This is a genomic window from Bradyrhizobium sp. Tv2a-2 (genome assembly GCF_000472425.1).
GTDB lineage: Bacteria > Pseudomonadota > Alphaproteobacteria > Rhizobiales > Xanthobacteraceae > Bradyrhizobium.
Window position 1 is genome coordinate 51,741 of the sequence record NZ_AXAI01000023.1, and the last position, 26,583, is coordinate 78,323.

Annotated in this window: 25 protein-coding genes; 11 read left to right on the forward strand and 14 right to left on the reverse strand. The window is 63.3% G+C overall.

Features of this window, described 5'->3' with window-relative positions; all coding sequences use genetic code 11:
• Positions 1-78: 78 nt before the first annotated feature.
• Positions 79-699, forward strand: a complete 621-nt coding sequence (locus A3AI_RS0133890; RefSeq protein WP_036050556.1) for a recombinase family protein — start codon at positions 79-81, stop codon at positions 697-699.
• A gap of 240 nt (positions 700-939) precedes the next feature.
• On the opposite strand, the gene A3AI_RS48210 is transcribed toward A3AI_RS0133890, so the two are convergent.
• Positions 940-1,137 carry a hypothetical protein gene (locus tag A3AI_RS48210; RefSeq protein WP_156928056.1) on the reverse strand — a complete coding sequence of 66 codons (198 nt, stop codon included), beginning with the start codon at positions 1,135-1,137 and terminating at the stop codon, positions 940-942.
• A 34-nt stretch (positions 1,138-1,171) separates the two neighbouring features.
• Here A3AI_RS48210 and A3AI_RS0133900 point away from each other — a divergent pair, with 34 nt between their 5' ends.
• The 3 genes from A3AI_RS0133900 to A3AI_RS43970 all read left to right on the forward strand — a co-directional run bounded on the left by A3AI_RS0133900 (position 1,172) and on the right by A3AI_RS43970 (position 5,639).
• Positions 1,172-2,914, forward strand: a complete 1,743-nt coding sequence (locus tag A3AI_RS0133900; RefSeq protein WP_024519810.1) for a multicopper oxidase family protein — start codon at positions 1,172-1,174, stop codon at positions 2,912-2,914.
• Positions 2,914-5,052 carry an alkaline phosphatase family protein gene (locus A3AI_RS0133905; protein WP_051382601.1) on the forward strand — a complete coding sequence of 713 codons (2,139 nt, stop codon included), beginning with the start codon at positions 2,914-2,916 and terminating at the stop codon, positions 5,050-5,052. The genes A3AI_RS0133900 and A3AI_RS0133905 overlap by 1 nt, the downstream gene beginning before the upstream one ends.
• 164 nt (positions 5,053-5,216) lie before the next feature.
• Complete coding sequence (locus tag A3AI_RS43970; RefSeq protein WP_036050559.1) at positions 5,217-5,639, forward strand: potassium channel family protein; 423 nt, start codon at positions 5,217-5,219, stop codon at positions 5,637-5,639.
• A 27-nt stretch (positions 5,640-5,666) separates the two neighbouring features.
• Here the strand turns inward: A3AI_RS43970 and cax are convergent, their stop codons facing one another.
• The 8 genes from cax to A3AI_RS0133950 all read right to left on the reverse strand — a co-directional run bounded on the left by cax (position 5,667) and on the right by A3AI_RS0133950 (position 15,238).
• Positions 5,667-6,761 (reverse strand): calcium/proton exchanger, encoded by a 1,095-nt coding sequence (gene cax, locus A3AI_RS0133915; RefSeq protein WP_024519812.1) that lies wholly within the window; start codon positions 6,759-6,761, stop codon positions 5,667-5,669.
• 59 nt (positions 6,762-6,820) lie between these two features.
• Positions 6,821-8,044, reverse strand: coding sequence for an ABC transporter substrate-binding protein (locus tag A3AI_RS0133920; protein WP_024519813.1), 1,224 nt, complete (start codon positions 8,042-8,044; stop codon positions 6,821-6,823).
• 197 nt (positions 8,045-8,241) lie between these two features.
• Positions 8,242-9,033, reverse strand: coding sequence for an IclR family transcriptional regulator (locus A3AI_RS0133925; protein ID WP_024519814.1), 792 nt, complete (start codon positions 9,031-9,033; stop codon positions 8,242-8,244).
• Between the two features lie 11 nt (positions 9,034-9,044).
• On the reverse strand, positions 9,045-9,809 hold the full coding sequence (locus A3AI_RS0133930; protein WP_024519815.1) for an SDR family NAD(P)-dependent oxidoreductase: 765 nt from the start codon (positions 9,807-9,809) through the stop codon (positions 9,045-9,047).
• Positions 9,806-11,539, reverse strand: coding sequence for an FAD-dependent oxidoreductase (locus tag A3AI_RS0133935; protein ID WP_024519816.1), 1,734 nt, complete (start codon positions 11,537-11,539; stop codon positions 9,806-9,808). The genes A3AI_RS0133930 and A3AI_RS0133935 overlap by 4 nt, the downstream gene beginning before the upstream one ends.
• A gap of 7 nt (positions 11,540-11,546) precedes the next feature.
• Positions 11,547-12,761: an ABC transporter substrate-binding protein gene (locus tag A3AI_RS0133940; protein WP_024519817.1), complete on the reverse strand. Its 1,215-nt coding sequence runs from the start codon at positions 12,759-12,761 to the stop codon at positions 11,547-11,549.
• Positions 12,762-13,071: 310 nt separating this feature from the next.
• Positions 13,072-14,439, reverse strand: a complete 1,368-nt coding sequence (locus tag A3AI_RS0133945) for an MFS transporter (protein ID WP_024519818.1) — start codon at positions 14,437-14,439, stop codon at positions 13,072-13,074.
• 37 nt (positions 14,440-14,476) lie between these two features.
• The gene (locus A3AI_RS0133950) at positions 14,477-15,238 is read right to left on the reverse strand and encodes a GntR family transcriptional regulator (protein ID WP_024519819.1); all 762 of its coding nucleotides are present in this window, start codon (positions 15,236-15,238) and stop codon (positions 14,477-14,479) included.
• A gap of 175 nt (positions 15,239-15,413) precedes the next feature.
• Between A3AI_RS0133950 and A3AI_RS0133955 the strand changes: the two genes are divergently transcribed.
• The 5 genes from A3AI_RS0133955 to eda are packed head-to-tail and all read left to right on the forward strand — an operon-like array spanning position 15,414 to position 20,033.
• Positions 15,414-16,613 carry a mandelate racemase/muconate lactonizing enzyme family protein gene (locus tag A3AI_RS0133955; protein WP_024519820.1) on the forward strand — a complete coding sequence of 400 codons (1,200 nt, stop codon included), beginning with the start codon at positions 15,414-15,416 and terminating at the stop codon, positions 16,611-16,613.
• An 11-nt stretch (positions 16,614-16,624) separates the two neighbouring features.
• Positions 16,625-17,392 (forward strand): SDR family oxidoreductase, encoded by a 768-nt coding sequence (locus tag A3AI_RS0133960; protein ID WP_024519821.1) that lies wholly within the window; start codon positions 16,625-16,627, stop codon positions 17,390-17,392.
• Between the two features lie 15 nt (positions 17,393-17,407).
• Positions 17,408-18,439: an L-idonate 5-dehydrogenase gene (locus tag A3AI_RS0133965; RefSeq protein ID WP_024519822.1), complete on the forward strand. Its 1,032-nt coding sequence runs from the start codon at positions 17,408-17,410 to the stop codon at positions 18,437-18,439.
• Positions 18,440-18,456: 17 nt separating this feature from the next.
• On the forward strand, positions 18,457-19,386 hold the full coding sequence (locus A3AI_RS0133970) for a sugar kinase (RefSeq protein ID WP_084801120.1): 930 nt from the start codon (positions 18,457-18,459) through the stop codon (positions 19,384-19,386).
• The gene (eda, locus tag A3AI_RS0133975; RefSeq protein ID WP_024519824.1) at positions 19,383-20,033 is read left to right on the forward strand and encodes a bifunctional 4-hydroxy-2-oxoglutarate aldolase/2-dehydro-3-deoxy-phosphogluconate aldolase; all 651 of its coding nucleotides are present in this window, start codon (positions 19,383-19,385) and stop codon (positions 20,031-20,033) included. Before A3AI_RS0133970 ends, eda begins: the two co-directional genes overlap by 4 nt.
• Positions 20,034-20,065: 32 nt before the next feature.
• Here the strand turns inward: eda and A3AI_RS0133980 are convergent, their stop codons facing one another.
• Positions 20,066-20,323, reverse strand: coding sequence for a hypothetical protein (locus A3AI_RS0133980; protein ID WP_024519825.1), 258 nt, complete (start codon positions 20,321-20,323; stop codon positions 20,066-20,068).
• A 235-nt stretch (positions 20,324-20,558) separates the two neighbouring features.
• Here A3AI_RS0133980 and A3AI_RS0133985 point away from each other — a divergent pair, with 235 nt between their 5' ends.
• Complete coding sequence (locus tag A3AI_RS0133985) at positions 20,559-21,005, forward strand: hypothetical protein (protein WP_024519826.1); 447 nt, start codon at positions 20,559-20,561, stop codon at positions 21,003-21,005.
• A 69-nt stretch (positions 21,006-21,074) separates the two neighbouring features.
• Here A3AI_RS0133985 and A3AI_RS0133990 read toward each other — a convergent pair whose 3' ends face one another.
• The 3 genes from A3AI_RS0133990 to A3AI_RS0134000 all read right to left on the reverse strand — a co-directional run bounded on the left by A3AI_RS0133990 (position 21,075) and on the right by A3AI_RS0134000 (position 23,673).
• Positions 21,075-21,329 (reverse strand): hypothetical protein, encoded by a 255-nt coding sequence (locus tag A3AI_RS0133990; RefSeq protein WP_024519827.1) that lies wholly within the window; start codon positions 21,327-21,329, stop codon positions 21,075-21,077.
• Between the two features lie 70 nt (positions 21,330-21,399).
• Positions 21,400-22,848 carry a cryptochrome/photolyase family protein gene (locus A3AI_RS0133995; RefSeq protein ID WP_024519828.1) on the reverse strand — a complete coding sequence of 483 codons (1,449 nt, stop codon included), beginning with the start codon at positions 22,846-22,848 and terminating at the stop codon, positions 21,400-21,402.
• A 165-nt stretch (positions 22,849-23,013) separates the two neighbouring features.
• Entirely contained in the window at positions 23,014-23,673 is a 660-nt protein-coding gene (locus A3AI_RS0134000) for a peroxiredoxin (RefSeq protein WP_024519829.1), read from the reverse strand.
• 390 nt (positions 23,674-24,063) lie between these two features.
• Here A3AI_RS0134000 and A3AI_RS0134005 point away from each other — a divergent pair, with 390 nt between their 5' ends.
• A complete protein-coding gene (locus A3AI_RS0134005) occupies positions 24,064-24,621 on the forward strand; it encodes a hypothetical protein (protein ID WP_024519830.1) in 558 nt (185 codons plus the stop codon).
• 36 nt (positions 24,622-24,657) lie between these two features.
• Here the strand turns inward: A3AI_RS0134005 and A3AI_RS0134010 are convergent, their stop codons facing one another.
• Positions 24,658-26,514, reverse strand: coding sequence for an alkaline phosphatase family protein (locus A3AI_RS0134010; protein WP_024519831.1), 1,857 nt, complete (start codon positions 26,512-26,514; stop codon positions 24,658-24,660).
• Between the last annotated feature and the right edge of the window lie 69 nt (positions 26,515-26,583).

Genomic DNA, 26,583 nt, shown 5'->3' on the forward strand with positions numbered 1-26,583 from the left:
CTGGTTTGAAAATCATATTGATGGCCCTAAATGAGCCAATGGTATGGAAACCAGCTTATTGAACCGGAGGGTTTCCGGATGTGCCTTATCAGAGCCTATTTGCGGGCCAGCACCGATGGGCAGGATACCAGCGGCGCCCGCCAGCAGGTCGAGAAGTTCGCCGGAGATCGCGGCATGCAGATTGCCGCTTGGTATCTGGAAAACGAGAGCGGCACCAAGCTGGCGCGTCCGGAACTGTTCCGCCTGCTCGCCGCCTCCCATCCCGGCGACGTGCTCCTGGTTGAGCAGGTCGACCGCCTGTCACGCCTCGGTGCGGCCGACTGGGACCGCTTGAAGGTCGAGCTGGCGGCCCGCAAGGTCCGCATCGTCGCGCTCGACTTGCCGACGAGCTGGATGATGGCAACCGGCGAGGTCGACGACTTCACCGCACGGATGTTCGACGCGATCAACGGCATGATGCTGGACATGCTCGCCGCGGTCGCGCGCAAGGATTACGAAGATCGGCGCCGTCGTCGGATGGAGGGACAAGAAAGAGCGAAAGCCGAGGGCAAGGACGTGGGCCGCCCGGAAAACAAGAAGCGGAACGCGAAGATCTTGGCGATGCTCAAGGGCGGCGCCTCCTACTCGGCGGTGCAGGAAGCGACCGGATGCAGCCGAGCGACGGTCGCCAAGATCGCGAAGCGCGCAAAGGCTGCCTAGCGCGTTGGCCGCTCGGCGTCTGCAAGCAATTGTCTCACCTGCCCGTATTACGCGATGAATCTGCACCTGTTGCGACACGTCGCGATGCCGCCTGTGCGACGCGATGCGCGCGTCTTCAACAAACGTTTCTGCTGACATTCAAACCGTTGCGCACTTCGCTGTGCAGTTATCCAATCGATTGATTGGAAACGGGAGTTTCGCGTGCGCTTACGGACCGCGTGCTCCGCCGTCGCATCAATGTCATTCGCGTGTAAGAAAGCTGCCAGAAATCGGCAACAACGCGTCGCTAAGTTTTGAATCGTTCAAATCGTTGGCGGCCGGGGTCGCAGGGGCAGGTTCGGAGTAACCCGGACCCTGGCGTGCGCCTGCTTTTGCCTGCCGGCGGTGCAAAAACAGGCTGGGCGTGTTGCGACGATTTTCATTTTTTTTCTGCGTCATCGCAGCCGTTTCTCTGGGGCTAGCGATCAACAGCGTGACAGCGTTTCTTGGCGCGGCGGGCCTGTCGGCGTCAAGAGACGTGGGGCGCGACGTATGCGCGCGGCCCACGGTGGGCAGCGCCGTTGCCGAACCGCAGGATATGCGCAGCCATGACGGCGTGCTCGAGCTCGATCTGTCCGTGCATGACGAGAAGCTGCCGGATGGCTCGAGCCGCTACTGCTATTTGACATCGGACCGAAAGCCGTCGCCGAACCTGCGGCTCAAGCCCGGCGATCTCCTCCTCATTCACTTCAAGAACGATCTCACCGATCTCGCCGCAGCTCAGCCGGAGATCGATCGCGCACTCATCAACGGTCCGATCTGCACGGCAAAGAAGCCGGTCGATGCGTGCGCGAGCGGTGCGATGACGCCCGTTTCAACCAATCTGCATTTCCACGGCCTCTCGGTGCCGCCGGTCTGCCACCAGGACGACGTGTTGCATACCTCGATCCAGCCCGACGATCCCGTGTTCGATTATCGCGTGCGGATTCCTGACGACGCAGCGCCCGGGCTCTATTGGTATCACCCGCATCTTCACGGTTTCAGTAAGACACAGGTGCTCGGCGGTGCGTCCGGTGCCCTGATCATCGAGGGGATCGAGCGTGCCGATCCGCAACTCGCCGGCCTGCCGGAGCGCGTGCTGGTGATCCGCGACCAGGATCTCGTCAACCCGGAGGCGCCACCTGCAATATCCGAGCCGGCGATGTCGAAGAGCCAGCTCGACAGCGACGGCGACGCCGTCAACAGCGGGACCGGCTTCGGCAAGCCGTCGAAGGATCTGTCAGTGAACTTCGTCCCCGTGCCGTATCCGGATTATCCGACGGCGCGGCTAACGATGAAGCCCGGCGAGAAGCAGTTGTGGCGTGTGCTCAACGCGTCCGCCATCACCTATCTCAATCTTGCCGTGCTCTTCGGGCGATCGCCCCAACAGCTCGGCATTGTCGGCATCGATGGCGTGCCGCTGCATTTCGACGGCTCGCCGTCGCAGGCCGTGCAGTGGGTCAGCCATATCGGGCTGCCGCCAGGCTCCCGCGTCGAATTCATCGTCGAGGGACCACCGCTCGGCGGGCCCGCACTGTTGGTGACGCGCGCGGTGGATACCGGCCCCGCCGGTGAGAACGATCCCAACCGCGCGCTGGTCGCAATCACCGCGGATGCGAATGCGCCCGAGCCGCAGACTTCACTGCCGTCGCGCACCGAGCCTTTTCCGGCGCCCACCCGGCCTTGGGTCGGCGACGTCGCTCCGGTGCACGTCAGGCGGCTTTATTTTTCAGAGCAACAGGAGAATCCGAACGATCCCAACAGTCCCACACGATTCTTTCTGACCATGGACGGCGAGACACCGAAGCCGTTCGATCCGCAATCGGACATTCCCGATATCGTCGCAAGGCAAGGCGACGTCGAGGACTGGATCATCGAGAACCGCTCGACAGAGCTGCATGATTTTCACATTCATCAGCTGCATTTCCAGCTCATCGATTGGAACGGCATAGCCGTCCACGAGCCTTTCCTGCGCGATACGGTGAACGTCCCTTACTACAAGAGCCGGATGCTGGCCTATCCCAGTGTGCGGCTGCGCATGGATTTTCGCGATCCCGCTATCGTCGGCACCTTCGTCTACCACTGCCACGTCCTCGAGCATGAGGACGGCGGCATGATGGGAAGAATCCAGGTTGTGCCGGCGAGCACTGCAACGTCCACCACACTGTCCAACCAAAACAAGAAAGGAGAGCTTTAATGCTCAACAAGCGTAAGTCACGTTTGCTACAGAGTTGCAGCCTCTGCCTGAGCGCCGTGGCGCTGGGCCAGATGACCATCACCCCGGTGCTTGCGGCTCAACCTGGTAAGCCCATCACCCCGATCAAGCATGTCATCGTCATCATCGGCGAGAACCGCAGCTTCGATCACGTCTTCGCCACCTTCAAGCCGAAGCCGGCGGGCGAGAGCGTCAACAACCTGCTGACGCAGGGCATCATCGAGCTCGATGCCAACAAGAATGCGATTCCCGGCCCGAACTTCGAGAAGGCGCACCAGCAGTCGGCCACGGACGCAGGTCCGGCGGACGCGTTCCTGCTGACGCCTGCGAAGACCAACTTCCCGAACGACCAGCTGCCGGCGCCGCTGGTGGGCGGACCCAAGGTCTCCTACATCCCGAACCAGTGCTCGAGCTCAACGCCGATCACGAGCTGCGAAGCCAGCCTCGAACTGGCCAAGCAGTCCGAAAGCGGTCTGCCCGAGGGCTATTATCAGTTCCTCTTGACCGGCGGTACCGGCCAGGCCTCGAAGACGCCCGACCAGCGTATCACCAATGTGAGCGCGCTGCCGGCCGGCCCCTTCCAGCTGACCAATGACAGCGGCATGCCCTATGACACATATGCGGCGAGCCCGGTGCATCGTTTCTACCAGATGTGGCAGCAGCTGAACTGCGGCCCCAAGCAGGCCACCCAGGACAATCCGTCGGGCTGTAACGCCAACCTGTTCGCCTGGGTCGAAGTGACCGTCGGCGCCGGCGGCAACGGCGCTCTGCCGCCGTCCAACTTCTCGACCGAGTATTCACCGACCGCGACCACGACCGGCGAAGGCTCGACCGCGCTCGGCTTCTACAACGTGCAGAAGGGCGATGTGCCTTACTTCACAAAGCTCGCGAACAACTACGCGATGAGCGACAACTTCCACCAGTCCGTCAACGGCGGCACCGGTTCGAACCACATCATGCTCGGCCACGCCGACGCGATCTGGTTCAGCGACGGCAATGGCAACGCCGCCACGCCGCCGAACAACGTCAAGGTCTTCAACGGCACGGTCGATGCCGGCATCGTCCAGATGATCGAAAACCCGAACCCGGCCCCGAACAGCAACAACTGGTACGCCGAGGACGGTTACGGCGCCGGCGGCAACGCTGGCTTCCCGCCGCCATACTCGACCAACCCGGTCTCGGGTGGCGGCTCCTACTCGGTCTGCGCCGACGCCACCCAGCATGGCGTGAAGCCGGTCGTGGAATATCTCAACTCGATGAAGATCAACCCGAACTGCGAGGCAGGCCATTACTACCTGCTCAACAACTACAACCCGGGCTATTTCGGTAACGGCAAGAATGCCTACACCGACCACAATCCGGCCAACACGCCGTTCACGATCCCGCCGTCGTCGGTCAAGAGCATCGGCGACGCCATGAATACAGCCAACATGTCCTGGAAATATTATGGCGACCAGTGGGACAACTACGTCAACGACCCCTATCAGCTGAACTGGGGCGCGGCGGGTCCGAAAGCCGACGAGTACTGCAACATCTGCAATCCGTTCCAGTACGACACGTCGATCATGTCGAACCCGGCTCAAGTAAAGGCTCACATCCAGGACTCGATCAACCTGTATGCTGACATTACCGAGCACACCCTGCCGGCGGTCTCGTTCGTCAAGCCGAGCGGCTACACCGACGGTCACCCGAACTCGTCCAAGCTCAACCTGTTTGAAGGCTTCGTGAAGAAGATCGTCGACCAGGTCGAGGCCTCCGATTACGCCACCGATACGGCGATCTTCATCACCTTCGACGAAGGTGGTGGCTACTATGACTCGGGCTACGTGCAGCCGGTGGACTTCTTCGGCGACGGTACCCGTATCCCGATGATCATCGTGTCGCCTTACGTGAAGCAGGGTCACATCTCGCATGAATATTCCGATCACGTTTCGATCGTGAAGTTCATCGAGCGCAACTGGGGCCTCTCGCCGCTCACCGGCCGCAGCCGTGACAATCTGCCGAACCCGGTCGCCGCGCCGATCAATCCCTACGTCCCGGTGAACCGTCCGGCGATCAGTGACCTGTTCGACTTCTTCGAGTTCTCGAAGACGGGTACCAAGAACCATGGTTGGAATTAATTAACCGCCAGCTTTGACGATATCGGAGCCCGCTGGCCGCAAGCCGGCGGGTTCTTCTTTTGACAAATGCGCGTTGTGCCGGGACTGGGGATGTCGTACCCAGACTGGCCGCGTGCCATCCGGCTGTCGCTGGACGGTTGCCTGGCGCCATCGGGATGAGCCCCATGTTGCGGCAGATCATCTTTGGAAGCGCGATCAGTCTCGTCGACATATCCGTTCATGCGGTCGCGATGACGGTGGTCATCGAGGCGGCGCGGGCCACCGCGGCAAGGGCGCCGGCATTCGCCGTGCTTCGATTGATTGCAGTGATGATCGCAACTGTCGCGGTGCTGATGGCGGCGCATCTGTGCGAGATCGGGATATGGGCGGCGGCTTACGCGCTGGTCGACGCGGTGCCTGATGGTTCGGATCATTTTTACTTCGCGTTCGTCAATTTCACGACGCTCGGATATGGGGACATTGTGCCTGTCCAGCGCTGGCGAATCTTGGGCCCCATGACCGCCATGGACGGGGTGCTGCTGTTCGGCTGGTCGACCGCGGTGATCTTCGCTGTCCTGATCCAGACACTTGGGCGTGATCCCAAATAAGTGCTATCGGCATCACCGGGCCGGCGGTCATGTGCGTGGCGGGAGCAAATAGAGCGTCATGCCGAAAATGACGTAAACCAGAAGAAGCAACGCCCCGATGAACCAGGCCGATCGGCCGGCATTCGTGACGAACGACGCGGTCAACGACGCAATCAGCATCATCGCGACCGCGCCGCGCCAGAACTGCAGGTCCATGGGCGAGGGACCGATCAGGTAGCTGAGGAGCACCAGGACCGGAGCTACGAACAGCGCAATTTGAACCGCGCTCCCAAGAGCGATGCTGACGCTCAGGTCAAGCTTGTCCTTTCGTGCCGCCGAGAAGGCCGACACCATTTCGGCCGCGGCACCGACAAGCGCAACGATAATGACTCCGACAAAGGCTGGAGTGATACCAAGCGCGACCGCCGCCTGCTGGACAGATTCGACGAACACCTCGCTGACGAGCGCCACCAGCACGGTGACGACCGCCAGCGTTGTCAGGGCAAGGGACGGCGGCCATTTCAGTTCGCTCTCGCTGCCGTGCTGCGCGCTCGCGAAGAACTCGCGATGCGTTTTGAGCGAGAACAGCAGTCCGAGACCATAGGCGACCACAAGCAGCAGAGCGAGCGCAACGCTCAGCGTGTTCGTAAAGGTCGCATTCGTCACGGAATTGTCAGCGTCGGCGAGAACCGACGGAATCAGTATTGCGATCGTGGCGAGGAATAGCAGCCCGGATTGAAGCCGGGCCGTATTGCGATTGTAGTCCTGGATATGGTGCACGAGGCCGCCGAGCAGGAACGAGGCTCCCAGCATGAAAAGTGTGTTGGTGAGGATGGCTCCGACAATTGAGGCCTTGACGAGCACGTATTGACCGGCGCGCAGGGCCGTCAAGGCGATGACCAGCTCGGTGAGGTTTCCAAGGGTCGCATTGAGCAGGCCGCCAATCATGTCGCCGGTTCTGATCGCGACGGACTCGGTGGCAAGGCTGAGCAATGCCGCCAAAGGCACGATCGCCAGCACCGACAACACGAACAGAAGCGTATGCGCCTCGGGATAGAGGAATTGTGCGACAAGCACGATCGGGACCAGCACCAGCAACCAGAGCAGCGGCGTGCTCCGGAGCTCTTCAATCAACGGGCTCATATCATCTGCCTGCGTATGAGTAGCGATCTCTTTATCGCCGCGGCAGGCCGACCGCCTGCCTATTTCTTCACGGCACCGGTGGTCGCACCTTCGACCATATCGTCGATCGGCTGCCAGGTGCGGCCATCGAACTGGATCAATCGCAGTTGCTTGATCGGCCGAAAATCAGACGGCGCCGTACTGATGGTGATACCGGGCAGCAGGGGAGGCGCCTGGTAGTCCGCGAGCCGGGCCGCTTGCCGCATGACGTTTTCCCGCGTCAGGTCGTCGCCACATTGCTTGAGCACTTGGGCCAGCGTCTCCGCGGCCGCGTAGCCGAACAGTGCCGCGCTGTCGTCCTTGTCTCCGCCAGGATAGTAGCGCTCTATGAACGACAGCCATGCCTTGGTCGCCGGGTCGTCCTTCCATGCAGGATCGCTCATGTCCTTCAGGAAAGAGGCCGAGATGACACCGAGCGAATTTTCAAGGCCGGCAGGCCGCAGCGCGGTGGCGATCGACGCTGCCATATCGTTCACCATGAACACCGGATGCCAATCGAGGTCTGACACGATCCGTATGGTTCGGGCGGCGTTCGTCGGCTCGCCCGCAAACACAAGGATGTCCGCTCCCGATTGCTTCAGGATCGACACATGCGTGTCGAGATGCGCATCCGAAGCCTCATAGGCGATATCCACGATGATGTTGCGCCTGAGATCGCCGAGGCCGTCCTGCAATCCACGGAACAGGGCTCGCCCGAACTGATCGTTCTGCCAGAGCACGACGATCTTCTTTCCGGGATAGAAGGCCTGGACATAGTTCGCGTAGATGCGGCCCTCGGACCGGAACGAGGGTTGCCAGCCGATGGTCCAGTGATAGGCGGCCGGATTGCTCCACTCGTCGTCACCGGAGGCAACGAACAGCTGGGGAATCTGCTGCTCGTTCAGGAATTTGCGCACTGCAAGGTTGGCCTCCGTTCCGAACGAGCCGAACATCAGGAGAACGTTGTCCTGATCGACCAATCCCCGGGTGAGTTCGAGCGCGGTCGACGGGTCGGACTTGTCGTCATAGGAAATGAAACGCACCTTGCGGCCGTTGATTCCGCCGCGCTCGTTGATCATGTCGAAATAGGCGGCCTCGGCCTTGCCGATCGCGCCGAACGCCGCGAGCGCGCCGGTATATGGCATGAGATTGCCGATGCGGATCTCGGTATCGGTGACGCCTTGCTCACGGGCGCCCTGGGAGATCGCGCCGAGCGATGTCAGCGCGACCGCGATTGCCACAAGTGCTCGGCTTGGCCCCTTCATCGGAACACTCGACGGTTCGAGGGACTTCACGGCTCCGCTGCCGCGGTCAAGGATGGTTGCGCCGCGATGCCACAGGATCCGCGTGTTTGATGGCCGCGCGCTTGATATGGATCAAGCCGCACCTCCATCGGCGCGAGATACGCCGGAACTGAAGCAGATTTGCGACGCTGCGGGCGCAGCGAATGGTTCGGGATCGATTATTCCGCGGCCTTCGCCGCGCCGTGTCCCAACCGCTGCGACACTTCGCCGGCGCAGTCACGCAACGCAGCGGCAATGCTGCTGTCCCAGTTGATGTTGAAGGTGCCGGCCGGCCCCATGGCGGTGATGACGAGCACGACGCGGCCGGAATGATCGAACACGGGGGCGGCAAAGGCGTTGACGCCGGGCAAGGGATCGCCGATGGCGCGCGCGAGTCCCTGCCGGCGTACCTCGTCGAGCATCGTCTCGATCTCGGCATTCTTCAAGCGCTTGAGATTGTAGCCGATGCCGAGGCGGTCGAGGCCGCTGTCCAGCGCGGCCTTCAACGTCTTCGCTGGCAGGAACGCGGCGAACGCCCGCCCGGTCGCGGTTTCGAGCAGCGCCATCGCCGATCCCGCGCGCATGGAGATGTGCACCGGATGGCTCGGCTCCTCGAGCCGCACCACGGTCGGTCCGTGCGTACCCCAGACCGCGAGCGAGACCGCATGATCGATGGCATCGGCCAGCGCGGCGATCTTCGGTGTTGCGATCCGGACCGCCGAGAGGCGGTGGAGGCTGATCAGCCCGAGTTCGAGCGCCAGCGCGCCGATCTCGTAGCGCCCGGTGGTCTCGTCCTGCTCGATCAGGCCGATGCGGGAGAAGCTCACCAGATAGGGATGCGCCTTGGCGGGTGGCATGCCTGCTTCGCGCGCGAGGTCGCGCAGCATCATCGGCTCGCCGCTGCGGGCGAGCGCGCGCAATAACTCTCCGCCCACCTCGATCGATTGAATGCCGCGGCTTTCCCTGCTCATGCCATTCGCTTCTACGCCGCCAGAAACCCGCCGTCGACCGGCAGCGTTACGCCGTTCACATAAGATGCCATGTTCGAGACCAGGAACACCACGGGCCCGACCAGTTCGTCCGGCTGCCCGACCCGCCCCTGCGGCGTACGGCCCATGAAGCCGGCAAGCCGTGCCGGATCGTTGCGCGTTGCCTCCGTCATGGCGGTCTCGATCACGCCGGGAGCGATCGCATTGACGCGGATACCGTCGGCCGCGAGGTCGCGCGCCAGGGCCTGGGTCAGGAGCTTGACGCCGCCTTTCGAGGGCGCGTAGCCGAGCGTGCCGCCGATGCCGACAAAGGAGGCGATCGAGCCGAGATTGACGATGGTGCCACGGGTTTCGCGCAGAGCCGGCAGGAACGCGTGCGTGACATTGAAGACGCCGGTGAGGTTGACGTCGAGCACGCGCCGCCAGTTTTCAGGCGCGCGCGGGGAATCGATGCCCTCGCGGATGATGAGGCCGGCATTGTTGATCAGGATCGCGATTGCGCCAACCTCCTGTCCGACGGTCCGGGCCAGTGTGTTGCAGGCGGCCGCATCCGTCACATCGAGCGGGAAAGCCCAGGCGCCGCGGCCCCGGTCACGGATATCGGCGGCGGTGCGCTCGGCGCCGGCGCGATCGACATCGCTCACCACGACGTCAGCCCCATGCGCGGCAAGGCCGAGCGCAATCGCACGCCCATTGCCATGCGCTGCGCCGGTGACCAGCGCGCGCTTGCCGGCAAGGGTGTCGCCGATGGAGCTCACGCTGCGCTCCTTTCGGCCGCGCTGTCGGCCAGATGCCGCCCCGCGATGTAGCCGAAGGTCAGCGCGGGACCCAGCGTGATGCCGGCGCCGGGATAGTTACCGCCCATGATGCTCGCCATGTCGTTGCCGGCCGCGTAAAGCCCCGGAATGACCCGGCCATCGGCATCGAGTGCGCGCGCATTCGCATCGGTGACGATTCCGGCATAGGTGCCGAGATCGCCGATCACCATCTTGATGGCATAGAAGGGACCATCCTTTAGCGGCGCGACGCAGGGATTAGGGCCATGCAGCGCATCGCCCTGATAGCGGTTATAGGCGCGCGAGCCCTTGCCGAAGGTGGGGTCGCGTCCCTCGGCGGCCTCGGCATTGAACTGGGCAACGGTGTCGGCCAGTCCCTTGGCGTCGATCCCGGCTGTCGCGGCGAGCTCGGAGAGCGTTGCACCACGCATCAGATAGCCGGAGCGCAGATGATGGCCTGTTGGCATCGGGAAGGGCGGCACGCAGCCGAGGCCGTATTTGCGCAACGCCTTGTGGTCGCAGATCAGGAAGGCTGCGATTTCATCGTTCGGCTTCGCGGCCTTGGTCATGGCCTGGACGAAGTCGTGATAGGAATTCCCTTCATTGGCAAAGCGCTTGCCGTCGCGCATCACCGCGATGACGCCGGGCTTGGCGCGGTCGATGAAATGCGGCATCACGCCGCGCGAGCCGTCCTTGCGCGTTGTCAGCGAAACCGGGACCCAGGCGGCGGCATTCGGCAGGCGGTTCTCGACGCGTCCGCCGGCGGATTCCGCAAGCCGCAGGCCGTCGCCGGTGTTGCCGACAGGTCCAGGCGAGAAATGCTCGGCGCCGGTCGGCGCATGCGGGAACATTGCCTTGCGCCGCGCCACGTCATGCGGAAAGCCGCCGCAGGCGAGCACGACGCCGCGCTTAGTGCGGACCTCGATGGTGCGGCCCTCGCGCAGGATGCGCGCGCCGCGCACGGCTCCGTTCTCGACGATCAGCTCGCTGACAGGCGAGGACAGCCACAACGGGATCTTCAGGTCGAGCGCGGATTTTGCCAGCCGTCCCGCGAGCGCATTGCCGTTGGTCAGGGTCATGCCGCGGCCGTAGCGCATCACGTCGCGGAAATGCCGCGACAGACGCTTGGCGACATAGACCGCCGAGGTCAGCGATTTGGTCGCGCGCATGAAATGGATGATCTCCTTGCCGGAGCCGAGCATCATGCCGAACACGGTGAGCTCGGGCAGGGGCGCGCCGAGATTCTTGATGTGCTCGCCGAGCTCCCGTCCGTCGAAGGGGCGGGTGACCATGGAGCGGCCGCCCTGCGCGCCGCCCGGCGCTTCCGCATGATAGTCGGGGAAGACCAGCGGCATATCGAAGCGCAGCGCGGTCTTGCTCATGAAGAAGTCGACCGCCTCCGGCCCTGCGGCGAGGAAGGCATCGACCCGCGCGGCGTCGTAATTGTTGCCGGCTTCATGCCGCAGATAAGTGCGCGCCTGGTCCGGGCTCTCAGTAATGCCATAGGCTCGCGCGAGCGAGGTGCCGGGGATCCAGAGCCAGCCGCCGGAGCGGGCAGTGGTGCCGCCAAAGCGCGGCTCCTTTTCAACGATCAGCACATTGAGCCCGCGATGGCGCGCGGTGATTGCGGCGGCCATGCCGGAGCAGCCGGAGCCGGCCACCAACACGTCGCATTCGTAAACCTCATTCGCGGCCTTGCCGTCTGCACTCATGGCTGCCTCACTTCTTCACAAGCGGACACTTGGATTCCGAGAGCGGACGGAACGCGTCCTCGCCCTTCACGGTCTTGACGATGTCGAGATAGTCCCAGGGCTCCTTGGACTGTTCCGGCGACTTCACCTTGGCAAGATACATGTCGCGGATGACGCGGCCATCCTCGCGCAGCTTGCCGCCGTGCACGAAGGTATCTTCGATCGGCAGCTCGCGCATCTTGGCCATGACCTTTGCGGGATCGTCGGTACCCGCAGCCTTGATCGCCTTGAGATAATGCAGCACCGAGCCGTAGACGCCGGTCTGGATCATGGTCGGCATGCCACCAGTGCGGGCGAAGAATCTCTTGGACCATGCGCGGGTCGCGTCATCCATGTTCCAGTAGGATGCCGTGGTCATGTAAGTGCCTTGCGCCGCCTTCAGCCCGATGGCGTGCACGTCGGTGTCAAACATCAGGAGACCCACGAGCTTCTGGCCGCCCTGGACCAGGCCGAATTCGCCGGACTGCTTGATCGCATTGTCAGTGTCCTGGCCGGCATTGGCGAAAGCCACCACGTCCGCCTTCGAGCTCTGCGCCTGCAGGGCAAAAGAGGAGAAGTCGGCGGTGTTGGTGGGATGACGCACGCTGCCGAGCACGGTGCCGCCCATCTCCTTGATGAAGCGCGTGGCGTCGGCTTCAAGCTGGTGGCCGAAGGCATAGTCGGCGGTGACGAAGAACCAGGATTTGCCGCCTTCCTTGATCACTGCTGATGCCGTGACCTTCGACAGCGCGTAGGTGTCGTAGGTGAAATGCACGGTGTTGGGACTGCACAGCTCGTCCGTCAGCGAGCTCGCGCCGGGCCCGGAGAGGAGCGCAATCTTGTTGCGCTCGCGCACGAGGTTATGGACCGCGATCGCGATGCCGGAATTGGGAATATCGACGACGGCGTCGACCTTGCCATTGTCGAACCAGCCGCGCGCGATCTGCACGCCGACATCGGTCTTCATCTGGTGGTCGGCGCTGATGATCTCGATCGGCTTGCCAAGCACGGTGGGACCGAATTCCTCCACCGCCATCTTCGCCGCTTCCACCGAGCCCGGACCGGAATTGTCGCGGCCCCAGCTCGAGAGGTCGGTGAGCACGCCGATGCGCACCACGTCATCCGAGATCTGCGCGTTCGCCACGGAAGTCATCGCGACAAAAATTGCGGTCACACCGACGCAGGCCAATAGCTTTGTCTTCATGGGTTTCCTTCCCTGATTCCCCGCTCTGCGGCGGCTTTCCCGAACATCAATGCTTGGAATGGCGTTAAATTAGTAAATAGCAAATCAATTTGTCAATAACAAATTTGGCATGCCTGTTCGGTGGCGTGTGGGAGCCCGCGGAAGTCCGCGGCAACCGAGCGGCGCGTGGCGGAGAAAAGAGATGAAGGCAGCTGCGGCCCGGCCTCTGCTGGGTCGCGTCAGTCAGAAAACGATTGTGGCCCACGCCGGCGGAGAGCCGGCGTGGGCCACGGTTTTGTCGCGAGACTTTTGGTTACGGCGGCGATGGCCGTCAGTCGTGTTCGTAGCCGTAGACCTCGGGGAGTATGAAGATCGCAGCGAGCAGCCCGATCAGCGGGAAGATCGCGACGAACAGCGTGGCATTGGCTTGGCCGATCGCCGTGAACAGCACGGGAAACAGGAAGATCGCCAGGAACGAGGGCAGCTTCACGAACATATAGGCGAAGCCGCTCGCGGTGCCGCGATATTCGGGCTTGGCCACCATGGTCGGAATGGTCATGCAGTTCGAGGCATCCCAATAATGGCCCCAGAGCATGCCGGCGGCGGCGAACGGCAGGATGTATTTGTGGTCGGTGTAGAGCGCGACGGCTGCGATGAGGAGCGAAACCAGCACGATGCCGAAACCCCAGATGGCGATGCCGCGATGGCCGATCTTCGGCGTCAGCAGCGGCCCGACCCAGCCCGATACGGCGGCGAACGAGAACAACGCCATGGTCACGAGGTTGTTGCCGAGCATGGAGGAGACGCCGATCATGGCAAACAGCACCGGAAGATAGAAGGCGAAGGTGGAGAACTCGCTACCCTGCGCGAAACAGGCGATCCAGCCGTAGATCGTGGCGCGCCAGCGGATCGGGTCCTTGCGCAGATCGGCGATGAACGCGGACGGACGCGGCTTCGGCGGCGTGACGTCCTGGTTCGGCAGCATGTCGAGCGGATCATTGTACATCTGCCGTGCGACCTCCTTGGCTTCGCGGAAGCGGCCCTTCTGCACCAGCCACACCGCCGTTTCCGGCACGTCGTGGCGCAGGAACAGGATGATCAGTGCAGGCACGGCGCCGAGGCCGAGCGTCACGCGCCACACCATCTCATGATCGATGTCGAGCACCAGGAATATCGCGATCACGCCGAGCGTCAGCACCTCGCCGACGGCGAACATGAACTGCCAGCGGTTGCCCATCACCTCGCGCTGGCCCTTGGCCATGGATTCCATGATGTAGGTGTAACCGGTGGAGATATCGCTGCCCAAGGGGATGCCGAGCAGGAAGCGGATCACGATCAGCCAGGCGATGCTGGACACGAATGCCTGCGCCAGCGCCAGAATGACGAACATGATCATGGTGATGAGGAACATCACGCGACGTCCGATCTTGTCTGACAGCCAGCCGCCGATCAGCGCGCCGATCAGGGCGCCGCCTTGCGTTCCCGCCGCTGCCAGGCCGAGTGCCAGGGGGCCGGGATTGTACTGGTCGCGGATGAAGACCAGCACGAAGGCGATGGAATAAAGGTCCCAGGCCTCGACCAGGATCGAGGCCATCATCAGCCAGCCGACCTTGTTGCCCTTGGGGGTGTAGTTCTGCAGCAGATAGCGCACCGCGCTCTGGATGGCCGCCTGTGGTGCCGGCGGGGCTGCAGTAGAAATTGTCGTCATGTGTGGGTCCTCGTTTGTCCTTGATAAATTAGGTGCCCGGCAAGGGTTCGATGCTGCAATCAAGCAGGCTCGGGTCGAGGCCGGCTTCCATTTCCACGAACATGGATTCCATGAAACTCATCAACTCGTCGCTGGCCTTGACCGCGTCCTCGGCGCGCCGGTTGGCAACCGCATGGAGGATCGCGACATGGCGATCGATGGTGCCGGTCAGGTCGGTGTGGCCGGGCAGGAGGCGATGGTAGATGAATCCGATGCGGCGATAGATCGTGTGCAACGGGCGCATGGTGTGCGCCAGGAAGGGCTCGCCGCCGGCATCCAGGATCAGGGCATCGATGCGGCGGTCGAGCTTGTTGAAGGCGTCGATCGAGGTTGTGGTGCGCCGCTCGCTCAGTGCACGCTCGATGTGCTGCATCTGGTTGCGATGCGACAGCGAGGCGCGCTCGGCTGCCAGCCGAATGACAAAGCGCTCCATGTCGCGCCGCAAGCCGAGCAGCAGGCGCTCGCGCGATAGATCGATCGGCGCGATCTGCAAGCCATGGCGCGGGCGAATGATGATCAGCGTGTCGGCGGCGAAGCGGTTGACGGCGCTGTGCACCGGCGTGCGGCCGTAGCCGGTCACGCTCTGCAATTCCTGGACGGTGAGAAAACGTCCTGGCTTGAGCTGGCAATTGACCAGCAGTTCCTCGATGCGCTGGTAGGCAAGTTCGAACAGATTGACGCGGTTGCGCCTGGCCGGCGCATCGCTCCGTTCGGGATCGACCATGTCGAGAGCGCTCTTGCGCCGCGCCATCAAAGGCTTCCTTGGGTTTCCTCGAGCCGCGTCTTGGGCGCAGCCCTGTTCGTGACATTAAACATATTGTGATATATTACAAGAGCGCGTATGGCAGAGACATGGTCGAGGCTGAAGTGCCCGCGTTGTCATGCGCGGCCGGCCGACAAAAGAACCAGCAGGCAGGGAGAAACACGTGAAGATCACGTCTATCGAAACCTTGCGCACGGACGAATTCGCCAACGTGATATGGGTCCGCGTGCACACCGACTCCGGCCTGACCGGCCTCGGCGAGACCTTTTACGGCGCGGGCGCCGTCGAAGCGCAGGTCCACGACACGCTTGCCGGCCGTCTGCTCGGGCGCGATCCTCTGAGGATCGAGGCACTGCATCGCGAGATGATCAATCTGCCGATGGCGCAGTCTTCCACCGGAGTGGAATACCGCGCCGCGTCCGCGATCGACATCGCGCTGTGGGATTTGTTCGGCAAGGTCTGCGGTCAGCCAGTGCACCAGATGCTGGGCGGTCTCTGCCGCGACAAGCAGCGCATCTACAACACCTGTGCCGGCACCAAATACGTGCGCTCCACTAATATCCGCCCGGTATCGAACTGGAGTCTGGGCGAGGTCGACAGTCCTTACGAGGATCTCGACGCCTTCATGAACCGCGCGGACGCGCTGGCCGAAAGTCTGCTCGAGAGCGGCATCTCGGCCATGAAGATCTGGCCGTTCGATCCGCCGGCGCAGGAGAACCAGGGTCTTTTCATCACGGCCGCGCAGATGAAGAAGGCGGTCGAGCCGTTCGAGAAGATCCGTAAAGCGGTCGGCGACAAGATGGAAATCATGGTCGAGCTTCACTCGCTGTGGAACCTCCCGACCGCCAAGCAGATTGCGCGTGTGCTCGAGGACTACAAGCCGACCTGGTACGAGGATCCGATCAAGATGAACTCGCCGCAGGCGCTCGCCGAATTCGCGCGCTCGACGGATGTGTGGACCTGCGCCAGCGAGACGCTGGGCTCGCGCTATCCCTACAAGGACATGCTCGACCGCGACGCCATGCATGTGGTGATGGCCGATCTGTGCTGGACCGGCGGGCTGACCGAGGGACGTAAGATCGCGGCGATGGCGGAGACCTATCACCGGCCGTTCGCGCCGCATGACTGCATCGGGCCGATCGGCTTCATCGCTGCCATCCACATGTCGTTCAGCCAGCCGAACACTCTGATCCAGGAGTCCGTGCGCGCCTTCTACAAGGGCTGGTACAACGAGCTTGTCACGACCATGCCCGTGATCGAGGATGGCTACGTCTATCCGATGGAAGGGCCCGGGCTTGGCGTCGACTTGTTGCCTGCCGTGTTCGAGCGCTCCGACCTTGTCGTGCGCCGCAGCAATATTTGACGGAGTTATCGATGTCGCTCTCGCTTTTTGATCTCAAGGGCCGCACGGCGCTGGTGACAGGCTCCAGTCGTGGCCTCGGGCGCGCCATCGCCGAGGGCATGGCGAAAGCCGGTGCCAAGATCGTCATCAACGGCACTGATGGCGCGCGTGTCGAAACCGCCGTCGGCGAGCTGCGGGCCGCCGGTTTTGCCGCGGAAGGCGCGGCCTTCGATGTCACTGATGAAGCAGCGATCGTGAAAGCGTTCGAAGGCTTCGACGAGGCGGGCATCGAGATCGACATTCTCGTCAACAATGCCGGCATCCAGATGCGCAAGCCGCTGGTCGAGTTCTCCAGTGCGGACTGGCGCAAGGTGATCGAGACCAACCTCACGGGCGCCTTCATCATCGGTCGCGAGGCGGCGAAACGCATGATCCCGCGCAAGCGCGGCAAGATCATCAATATTGCTTCGCTTGCGAGCGAGCTGGCGCGCCCTACCATCGCGCCCTATACCGCGGCCAAGGCTGGCATCAAGAACCTGACCAAGTCGATGGCGGTGGAGTGGGCGGCGAGCGGCATCCAGGCCAACGCCATCGGTCCGGGCTATATGCTGACCGATATGAACCAGGCGCTGATGAGCAACACCGATTTCAACAACTGGCTGATGTCACGGGTCCCGGCCAAGCGCTGGGGGAATCCCGACGAGCTGGTGGGTGCGGCGATCTTCCTGGCCTCGTCGGCATCAAATTACGTCAACGGCCAGACCATCTATGTCGATGGCGGCATGCTGGCGGCGATGTGAGCAGGAGAATAGGCCATGCGCGCAGTCGTCATTCACGCGCCGAACGATCTGCGGATCGACAACTTTCCCGATCCGGCACCCGGCCCCGGCGAGGTCCGCGTCAAGATTGCGGCCGGCGGCATCTGCGGCTCGGATCTGCATTATTATCACCATGGCGGTTTCGGCACGGTGCGCATTCAACAGCCGATGGCGCTCGGCCACGAGATTGCTGGCGTCGTCGCCGCGCTCGGGGAGGGCGTCTCGCACCTTGCGCCGGGCATGCGCGTCGCCGTCAATCCGAGCCGTCCTTGCGGCGTCTGTCTGCATTGCAGCGAAGGGCTGCACAACCAGTGTCTCGATATGCGCTTCATGGGCAGCGCGATGCGCATGCCGCACGTGCAGGGCGGCTTCCGCGAGCATGTCACAGTCGATGGGTCGCAGGCGATCCCGATCGCGGAACGGCTGACGCTGGCCGAGGCAGCGATGGCCGAACCCCTGTCGGTCTGCCTGCATGCCGCCAACCAGGCCGGCCCATTGATGGGCAAGCGCGTGCTGGTGACGGGCTGCGGCCCGATCGGTGCGCTGATGGTGCTGGTGTCACGCTATGCTGGTGCGGCCGAGGTCGTCGTCACAGATGTCGCCGATGCGCCGCTTGCGATTGCGCGCAAGCTTGGCGCGAGCCGCGCCTTGAACGTCGCCACCGACGTGTCCGCGCTCGACGCCTGGCGCGCGGGCAAGGGCGTATTCGACGTGCTGTTCGAGGCATCCGGGAACCAGGCCGCGTTGCGTACAGCGTTTGACGTGATGCGGCCGGGCGGGGTGATCGTGCAACTCGGGCTCGGCGGCGAGATGACCTTGCCGATCAACACCATTGTTGCGAAAGAGCTGCAATTGCGCGGCACCTTCCGCTTCGATCGCGAGTTCGAGCTGGCACTGCGCCTGATGGGCGAGGGGCTTCTTGACGTCAAGCCGCTGATCTCGGCCTCACTGCCATTCGACAATGCGGTCAAAGCGTTCGAACTCGCCAGCGACCGCTCGCAATCGATGAAAGTCCAGCTCACCTTTTGAGCCGCATGGGCAACGGCATGAAAGTCGCCTCCATCGGCGAATGCATGATCGAGTTCTCGGCCGCCCGCGACGGCCTGTTCGCGCGCGGCTTCGGCGGCGATACGCTCAATACAGCGGTGTACCTGTCGCGGCTCGGCATCGATACCGCCTACGTCACCGCGCTCGGCGACGATGCGTTGAGCGATGCCATGTTGGCGAGTTGGCAAGCGGAGGGGGTCCGCACCGACGACGTGTTGCGGGTGCCCGGCCGCGTCCCCGGGCTCTATATGATCGAGCGCGATCCGCGTGGCGAACGCAGCTTTCTGTATTGGCGCGACCGCGCACCGGCGCGGGAGCTTTTTGATCGCGCAGATGATGCGGCTTTGGAGCGGCTTTCGCGCTTCGACTGGCTCTATCTCTCCGGCATCAGCCTGTCGCTTTACGGCGAGATGGGCAGGGCACGGTTGCGCGAATTGCTGGTCGCAGCGCGTCGCAATGGCGGGCGGGTCGCTTTTGACGGCAACTATCGCCCGCGCGGCTGGAGCGAGGCGGAAGCCGCGCGGCGCGCGTTCGATGCCATCCTGCCACTGGTCGATCTTGCGCTGCCCACGCTGGAGGATGAGCAGGCCTTGTTTGGCGATGCGGACGCGGCCGCCTGCCTTCGGCGCCTGAAGGCGCATGGCGTCGCCGAGATCGTCATCAAGCGAGGGCCGCTCGGCTGCCTGATCGAGGCCAATGGCCGGCAGGCAGAGGTTCCGCCGCCGCAGCTTGTTCAACCCGTGGACACCACGGCGGCCGGCGATTCCTTCAATGCGGCCTATCTCGCCGCGCGCATTCGGGGCGCTGAGCCTGAGCAGGCGGCACGGGCTGGCCATCGCCTGGCGTCCGCCGTCATCATGTTGCCTGGCGCCGTGATCGCGCGCGAGGCGATGCCGAGGGATATTTTTTCAACCGGAGTGACGCGATGAACGAGAAAAATCGAACCCGGCTGCTGGAGCTATTTGCGCTGGCGCCCGTCGTTCCCGTCATCACCATCGAGGAGGCCAGAGCCGCCGTGCCGCTGGCGCGGGCGCTGGTCGCCGGCGGCTTGCGGGTGATCGAGATTACGCTACGCACGGCAGCCGCGGTCGAGGCGGCGCGGGCCATCATCGCCGAGGTGCCGGAGGCGTTGGTCGGCATCGGCACGGTGCTGACCCGCAAGGACCTCGAGCAAGCGGCGGACCTGCGGGCGTCTTTTGCCATCAGCCCGGGTCAGTCGGCCGAGCTGTTGGATGCGGCCGCCGCAAGCGAATTGCCATTCGCGCCGGGTATCCATACCCCGTCTGACCTGATCGCCTGCGTGACGCGGGGCTTCGACCTCGTGAAATTCTTCCCCGCGGTGCCGGCCGGCGGCCTGCCGGCCCTGGGTGCCCTGGCTGGACCGTTCCCGCAGGTGCGTTATTGCCCGACCGGGGGGATATCAGAGGCCAATGTCGCGCAGTGGCTGGCGCATCCGAAGGTGGTGGCCGTCGGCGGCTCCTGGGTCGCGCCGGCCTCCGACATCAAGGCGGGAAATTGGCCTGCCATCGAATTACGCGCCCGCGCCGCGGCCGGATTGCCGCGCCACGCCGCTTGAAGTGACGTATCAGGAGTCGCCTCTATCCCACTTCAGAAGCAGGGATGGCGGCGGCCGTCCTGGCCGATATAGGCGGCCGAGCCGCGGTAGCAGAGGTTGGTCGAGGGGCCGTCATAATAGGCGAAAGAGCCGGGCTGCAGGCCGGGGCCGTAATTATGCAGATAGCTGATCTGGTAGGGCAGCCCCCAGTGGTAGCCATAATGATGGTGATGGCGGGCTTCCGCGGCCTGCGGCTGGAAGGCGGCCGCAATCAAGAGGGCGGCGGCTGCGACAAGCTTTGCGTTCTTCATCCCGATTCTCCGACGATTCTCACGGATATACCACGGTATCCAGGCGGGGCCGGCTGTCAAATCAGCACCAAGCTTAACCCGGGCCGGGGCCAAAGGCTTGCCGAAATCCCTGTTGCCCATTTTTGGCCTTTTCCGGATGCTTAACACTTTCCCAACACAGTCCAGCGACATTGCCGCCGGATCCAACCGGCACCTCGACCCTTAACCGGTGACCAGCTAGATCCCTTTGACCTTGATGCGCATCACGTCCTTGGCCTTGCTCGTGCTCTCGCTCGTCGCCGCCACCCCGGCGCATGCGCTGCTGCACATCACGCGCGACCATGGCGGCTATGTCGAGGAGTACAAGGAAAAGTACAAGCGCGTTCGCGACAACGGCGAGCGCGTAGTCATCGACGGCATCTGCAATTCCGCCTGCACGATGGTGTTCGGCATCGTGCCCATGAACAAGATCTGCGTCACCCCCCGCGCCAGCCTCGGCTTCCACCAGGCCTATTACGACAAGGCCTTCACCTTCGGCATCAAGGTCACGAGCCTCGAGGGTACTTCCGATCTGATGTCCTACTATCCCGGCACGGTGAAGGACTGGATCCGCCGCAATGGCGGGCTGACCACCGAGATGAAGAAGATCACCAACGGCGCCGAACTGTGGAAGATCGTCGATCCCTGCCCGGATGATTGGTAGGACGGCGGCGCGACTGTCGCGTGAAACAAAAACCTCCGGATCGTGCATCCGGAGGTTTTCATTTGGCGGCTATCGCTTGGCTTTCTTGGCTTTCTTCTTCTTGGCCTTGACCGTCTTGGCCGCCTTCTTGGCGGATTTCTTCGCAGATTTCTTGGCCGCCTTCTTTGCCTTCTTGGCTGCCTTCTTCGGTCCGACCTTCTTGGCAACTTTCTTGGCGGCCTTGCGGACCTTCTTCACCGCGGGCTTCGGTGCTTCAACGGGTGCCTCCGGCGCCGTGCCCATCGCGTCGGATGCCAGCTCAATCACAGATTTCTCGTCGTCCATCTCAAACCCCCAATGTTTGACGATACGATCACGATAGCGGGATTCATGCAGCTGTCAAAGCGACACGCTTTCAGGACTTGCTGGCACGCACCTTCTCATAAGCCGCAAGCGCGCGCACGCGTGCCTTGCCGTGCTCGACGATCGGCTGTGGATAGGTGACGCCGAGCTCGACTTGCGCGCTCGCGAGTTCCAGCGGCGCCGCACGCCAGGGGCGATGGACCAACGGTGCCGGCAGGCGACCGAGCTCGGGGACCCAGCGTCGTACATAGCTTCCATCGGGATCGAACTTCTCGCCCTGCAACACCGGGTTGAACACCCGGAAATAGGGTGCGGCATCGGCGCCGGAGCCCGCGACCCATTGCCAGTTGGCGGGATTGCTGGCCGCGTCGGCATCGACCAGCGTGTCCCAGAACCAGGCTTCGCCGTAGCGCCAGTCGATCAGGAGGTGCTTGACCAGGAAGGAGGCGACCACCATCCGGACACGGTTGTGCATGACGCCGGTGGTCCAGAGCTGGCGCATCCCGGCATCCACCATGGGATAGCCCGTGCACCCGTGTTGCCAGGCGCGCAAAGCCGCCTCGTCTCGCCGCCAGGGGAAGGCGTCGAAGGCCGCCTGAAGGTTCTGGGTTGCAAGATCGGGGTGGTCGAACAGGAGGTGCCGGCAGAACTCGCGCCAGCCGAGTTCGCTCAGGAACTTCGCGATATCGCCGGCAAGCCGCGGCTCTTCGGCAGCGACAAACGGCGCCGCGTGCCAGATCTGCCGCGGGCTGATCTCCCCGAACCGCAGATGCGGCGACATGCCGGACGTGACCTCGCGGTCGGGCCTGTCGCGCTCGCCTGCGTAGTCTTTGGCACTGCGCTCCAGGAATCGCTTCAGCCGCGCCTGTGCGGCCGACTCACCCGGCTGCCAGGTCTCGCGGAAGCCGGCAGCCCAATCGGGTTTTGTTGGCTCGAGGGCGAAATGCGCGAGCGGCTCGGAAGCAGGCGGCGCGGCCGGTCGCAGCGCGCTGGGCGCGGGAAGCGGCGAGGGTGGATCGCCAAGCGCCAGGACGCGTTTCCAGAACGGAGTGAAGACGCGCAAGCCGCGCCCCTCCTTGCTGCGGATGGCCTCGGGCCGGACAAGGAGGTCACCAGGGAAACCCCGCGCGGTCACGCCCATGGCTGAAAGTGTTTCGGCGAGTTCGTGCTCGATCGCTCGATGCGGTGCTTGCGCAATCTCATTCCAGAACACGGCCTGCGCGCCCGCTTCGCGCGCAAGGTCGGCGATCACCCTCGTGGCCACACCGCTGCGCAGGACCAGCGTCGCGCCGATCGCGCGCAACCCCTTGTCCAGCGCCCGCAGCGACTGTGCAAGCCACCAGCGCGCCGCTCCGCCGAGCGGACGCAAGGACGGGCTTCCGTCGAGCACATAAACACAAATCACCGGCGCACCGGACCTTGCCGCGGCATCCAGAGCCGGATGGTCGGAGAGCCGGAGGTCGTCGCGAAACCAGACGATGAGGGGAGCTGTGCTGTCCAGAGAATCCAGGCCTAACGCATGATCCGGAAAAGTGTGTAGCGGTTTTCCGAAAAGAGCATGCTCAATCAAGGACCTAAAGCGCGATCACGATTCAACCAAATCTCATCGCGCTTTAGGTCATTCCGGGGTGGTCTTGCGTATCACCCCGGAACAACGCTCACAGCCTTATCGCGGCTGCGGCACGATACGGATGTACGGCTTCGGCGCCTTCCAGCCATCCGGATAGATCTTCTTCGCCTCGTCATCGCTGACCGAGCCGGCGATGATGACGTCCTCGCCCTGCTTCCAGTCAGCGGGCGTGGCGACGCGGTGCTTGGCCGTCATCTGCAGCGAGTCGATGACGCGCAAAATCTCCTGGAAATTGCGCCCCGTGGTCATCGGATAGACCAGCACCAGCTTGATCTTCTTGTCGGGCCCGATGATGAAGACGTTGCGGACGGTCTGGTTGTCGGCCGCGGTGCGGGTGCCGACGTCGCCCGAGGTCGAAGCCGGCAGCATGTCGTAGAGCTTCGAGACGTTGAAATCGGTGTCGCCGATCATCGGATAATTCGGCGCGGCGCCCTGCGTCTCCTTGATGTCCTCCGACCATTTGGAATGGCGGTCGACCGGATCGACGCTCAGCCCCATCAGCTTGACGCCGCGCTTGTCGAATTCAGGCTTTAATTTGGCGAGTAGGCCGAGCTCGGTGGTGCAGACCGGAGTAAAATCCTTGGGATGGGAGAACAGCAGCGCCCAGCTGTCGCCGATCCAGTCGTGGAATTTGATTTTCCCCTCGGTGGTTTCGGCCTCGAAATCCGGGGCCACGGAGCCGATTTGAAGTGGCATGTTACGCCCTCATGTCATTATAGTTTCAGATGAATTTGGCTTAACTAGTATAGGCCGTAGTTCTACCGAAGTGAACGGCCCTCACGAAAAGGGGAAAACATTCTACTCTGCGCGAGGCACCACACATCGCCTCCTGGCGCAAGGGATTGCGGCGAAAAATCACAGTGCCAGTGGAACCCCCGATTGCCCCTATATTGCCTTTTATGGTCCTCATCACGCCGGCCCCGGTCTTGCAAGGCCGAACTCCGGGGCGCGCCGAGTGCGACGAATCGGCAACCATCACCAAATTGAAGGACGGCGGTTTCGAATCGTTAACCACTCGTTTACGCCCGCATCGCAATGCTGGACCCGAACAAGCAACTGAGAAGTGTGAATATGTCTGCCTCTCGTATGGAGGGCGCTCTTCCGTCGAGCGTTCTCGAACCCACCTGCCGCGATACCGCTGCCCATGCGCTCGCCATCGTGCGCGACGGCGTGATCACCGGCGAAGGCCCGACCACCAAGGGTCGTGTGCATTTTTCCCGTTCCCTTGATGCGGATGACGCAGCATGGTGTAAGCGTATCCTGACCGCAGCCGCGGTCGAGCATCAGCCGGTCAGCCGGGCCGAAGCCGAGGCGCTGTTCGAGATCGCGCAGGCTGCCACCGAGCGCTCCGACGACGGCCGCTTCGACGATCTGCTGGCGAAGGCGGTCGCCCATCACGCCGCCGCGATGTCGGGCCTCAGGGTGCCGCCGCGCTCGGTGGCGCTGTCGCCCGAGACCGACATCGAGAGCTGGGCGCCGGCGCATGCCAAGGGCGTCGACAGCGACACGCTGGAATGGATTGCGGCCCAGATGCGCGGCAAGCGCAATACCAACCGCACGCTGATGGCGATGGTCGCCACCTTTATCGGCGTCGCCGCGCTGCCGCTGGCTCAGCTGCCCAACGTGTTCGACATCGGGATGTAAGCGCATCCAGACCTTTATTCCGCAGACGGCGGGGTGTCAGCGCCCCGCCGTTTTCTGTTTGCCGGCCGCGTCTTCGTCGAGGCCGACGGTGCGACCGGGGAAGCCGGCCACGTCGAAATAGCGCTGGGTCAGCACGCGCTGGTACTTCACGACGGTCTGCAGGCCGTTGGCGGCCGGCTTGGAGACGATTTTGGCTTCGATGGCCTTCGGCATGATGCCGTTCGGCAGCGCCTCCGACATCACCCGTCCTTCCAGCCCACCGTTGGCGTTGGCATGCAGGCCGAGCAGCAGCGCGGCGGTCTGGCCGACATCGGCGTTGCTCACCGGCAGCGGATCGACATAGCCCGCCTTGAAGTCGGGGCCGATCGCCGCCATGAAATTATAGGTGTCGCCGCGGCCGAAGCTGCCATGCATGCCTTGGCCCTGGCGCAGCACGGTGTCGGCGACCTCGACCGAGCAGTTGGTCGGTTCATTGCAGCCTTCCACATAGGAGCGGAAGTTCGCCACGATCGACGGGTTTGGCGTCACTGCCTTGCCCTTCAGATTGATCTGCGACATCGGCAGCGTGCCGGGAAAGCGCCCGAGCGCGTCGTCGACAAAGAGGCCGGAGACGTAATCCTGCTCGAGCAGCGCCTTGATGGTGCGATCGGCCAGCCTCTTGTCCCGATTCGGCAGATAGATCAGGTCCGACCCGCCGTTGGTGGCGACCACGAGGTCCGGCTTGGTCGGATCCTTGCCGAGCACGCCGTTGCCGGCCTTCGGATGGGCGTTGTCGCCGACGGCTGCATTCTTGTCGTTGGGATCGAACAGTGGCAGGTCCAAAGCCTTGGCGAGATCCAGCGCGAGGAAGCCCATCGGCAGGAAGCCTTCCGGCGTGTCGTCATACTTCGCCTTTGCCGAGGGCGAGGTCTTGCTCTGCTTGGAGATGGTGGAGAAGCCGTGGTCGGCCGAGATGATGATGTCGGTCGTGGCAGTGAGGCCGAGATCGTCGAGTGCCTTGCGCAGCTCCGCAAGATTGTTGTCGACGTTCTTGATCGCGGCCATGGTGCTGGGACCATTGATGCCGGGTGTCACGCTGTTGAGGCTGTCGCCCTGGTTATGCTGGGTGCCATCGGGATCGCGCGACCAGAACACCAGCACGAACGGCTTGGCGCGCGTTTTGAACATCGGCAGCACGACCTTCGCGGCGACATCGGCGAAATAGGCCTGCTGAGCGATATTGGCGGCCGTGGTGCCGGGCGTCTTGGCATCGCCCGCCTTGCCATTGTCGCCGCGCGACGGCGTGACAAGCGGAAGGTTCGCTTTCGCAAGTGCATCCTTCATCTCGTCCGACAGTGGCACGCCGGTCTTGGCGCCAGTGGAATCGTCGATCACGATCGAATGCAGGCCTGCCTTCTCGGCGCGGTCTGTGTGGTCAAACAGAAGGGTAGGGCCGACCTTGCCGATCGCCGCGGTCGAATAGCCTTTACGCCGCGCGAGCTGCAGCAGCGCCTCTTCGTTGAGATAGTTGCCGGTGAAATGCGCGTCGATGTCGCCGAGCACCGCGTCATTCTCCAGGAACGGCACCACTGTGTCGCCGGCGGGCGCGCTGGTGTAGCCGGAAAAGATGGTGTTGGAGAAGGTGCCGGTGTCGCCGAGATAATGCCCGGTCGACATCGCCGAGCCGTTGGCCATGGTAAAGGTCGGGAACAGCGAGTGCGAGTTCTTGAAGTTGACGCCCTTGTCGCGGACTTCGGCCATGGCCGGCGCCGTCTCCGGTGTCACCTTCAGCGCGCGCAAGCCATCCGGCACGAACAGGATCAGATTGTGGGGCGTGGCAGTGTTCTGAGCGGACGCGGCGCTGGCGGCCAGGGTCAATAGACTGGCAGACAGCAGCACGATGGCGCGGCGCATTGGTGGTCTCCCTGCGGGGTATTGAATCGGCGGACTCGATAGGCGGAACCTTGTTTAGTTTTGCTATGT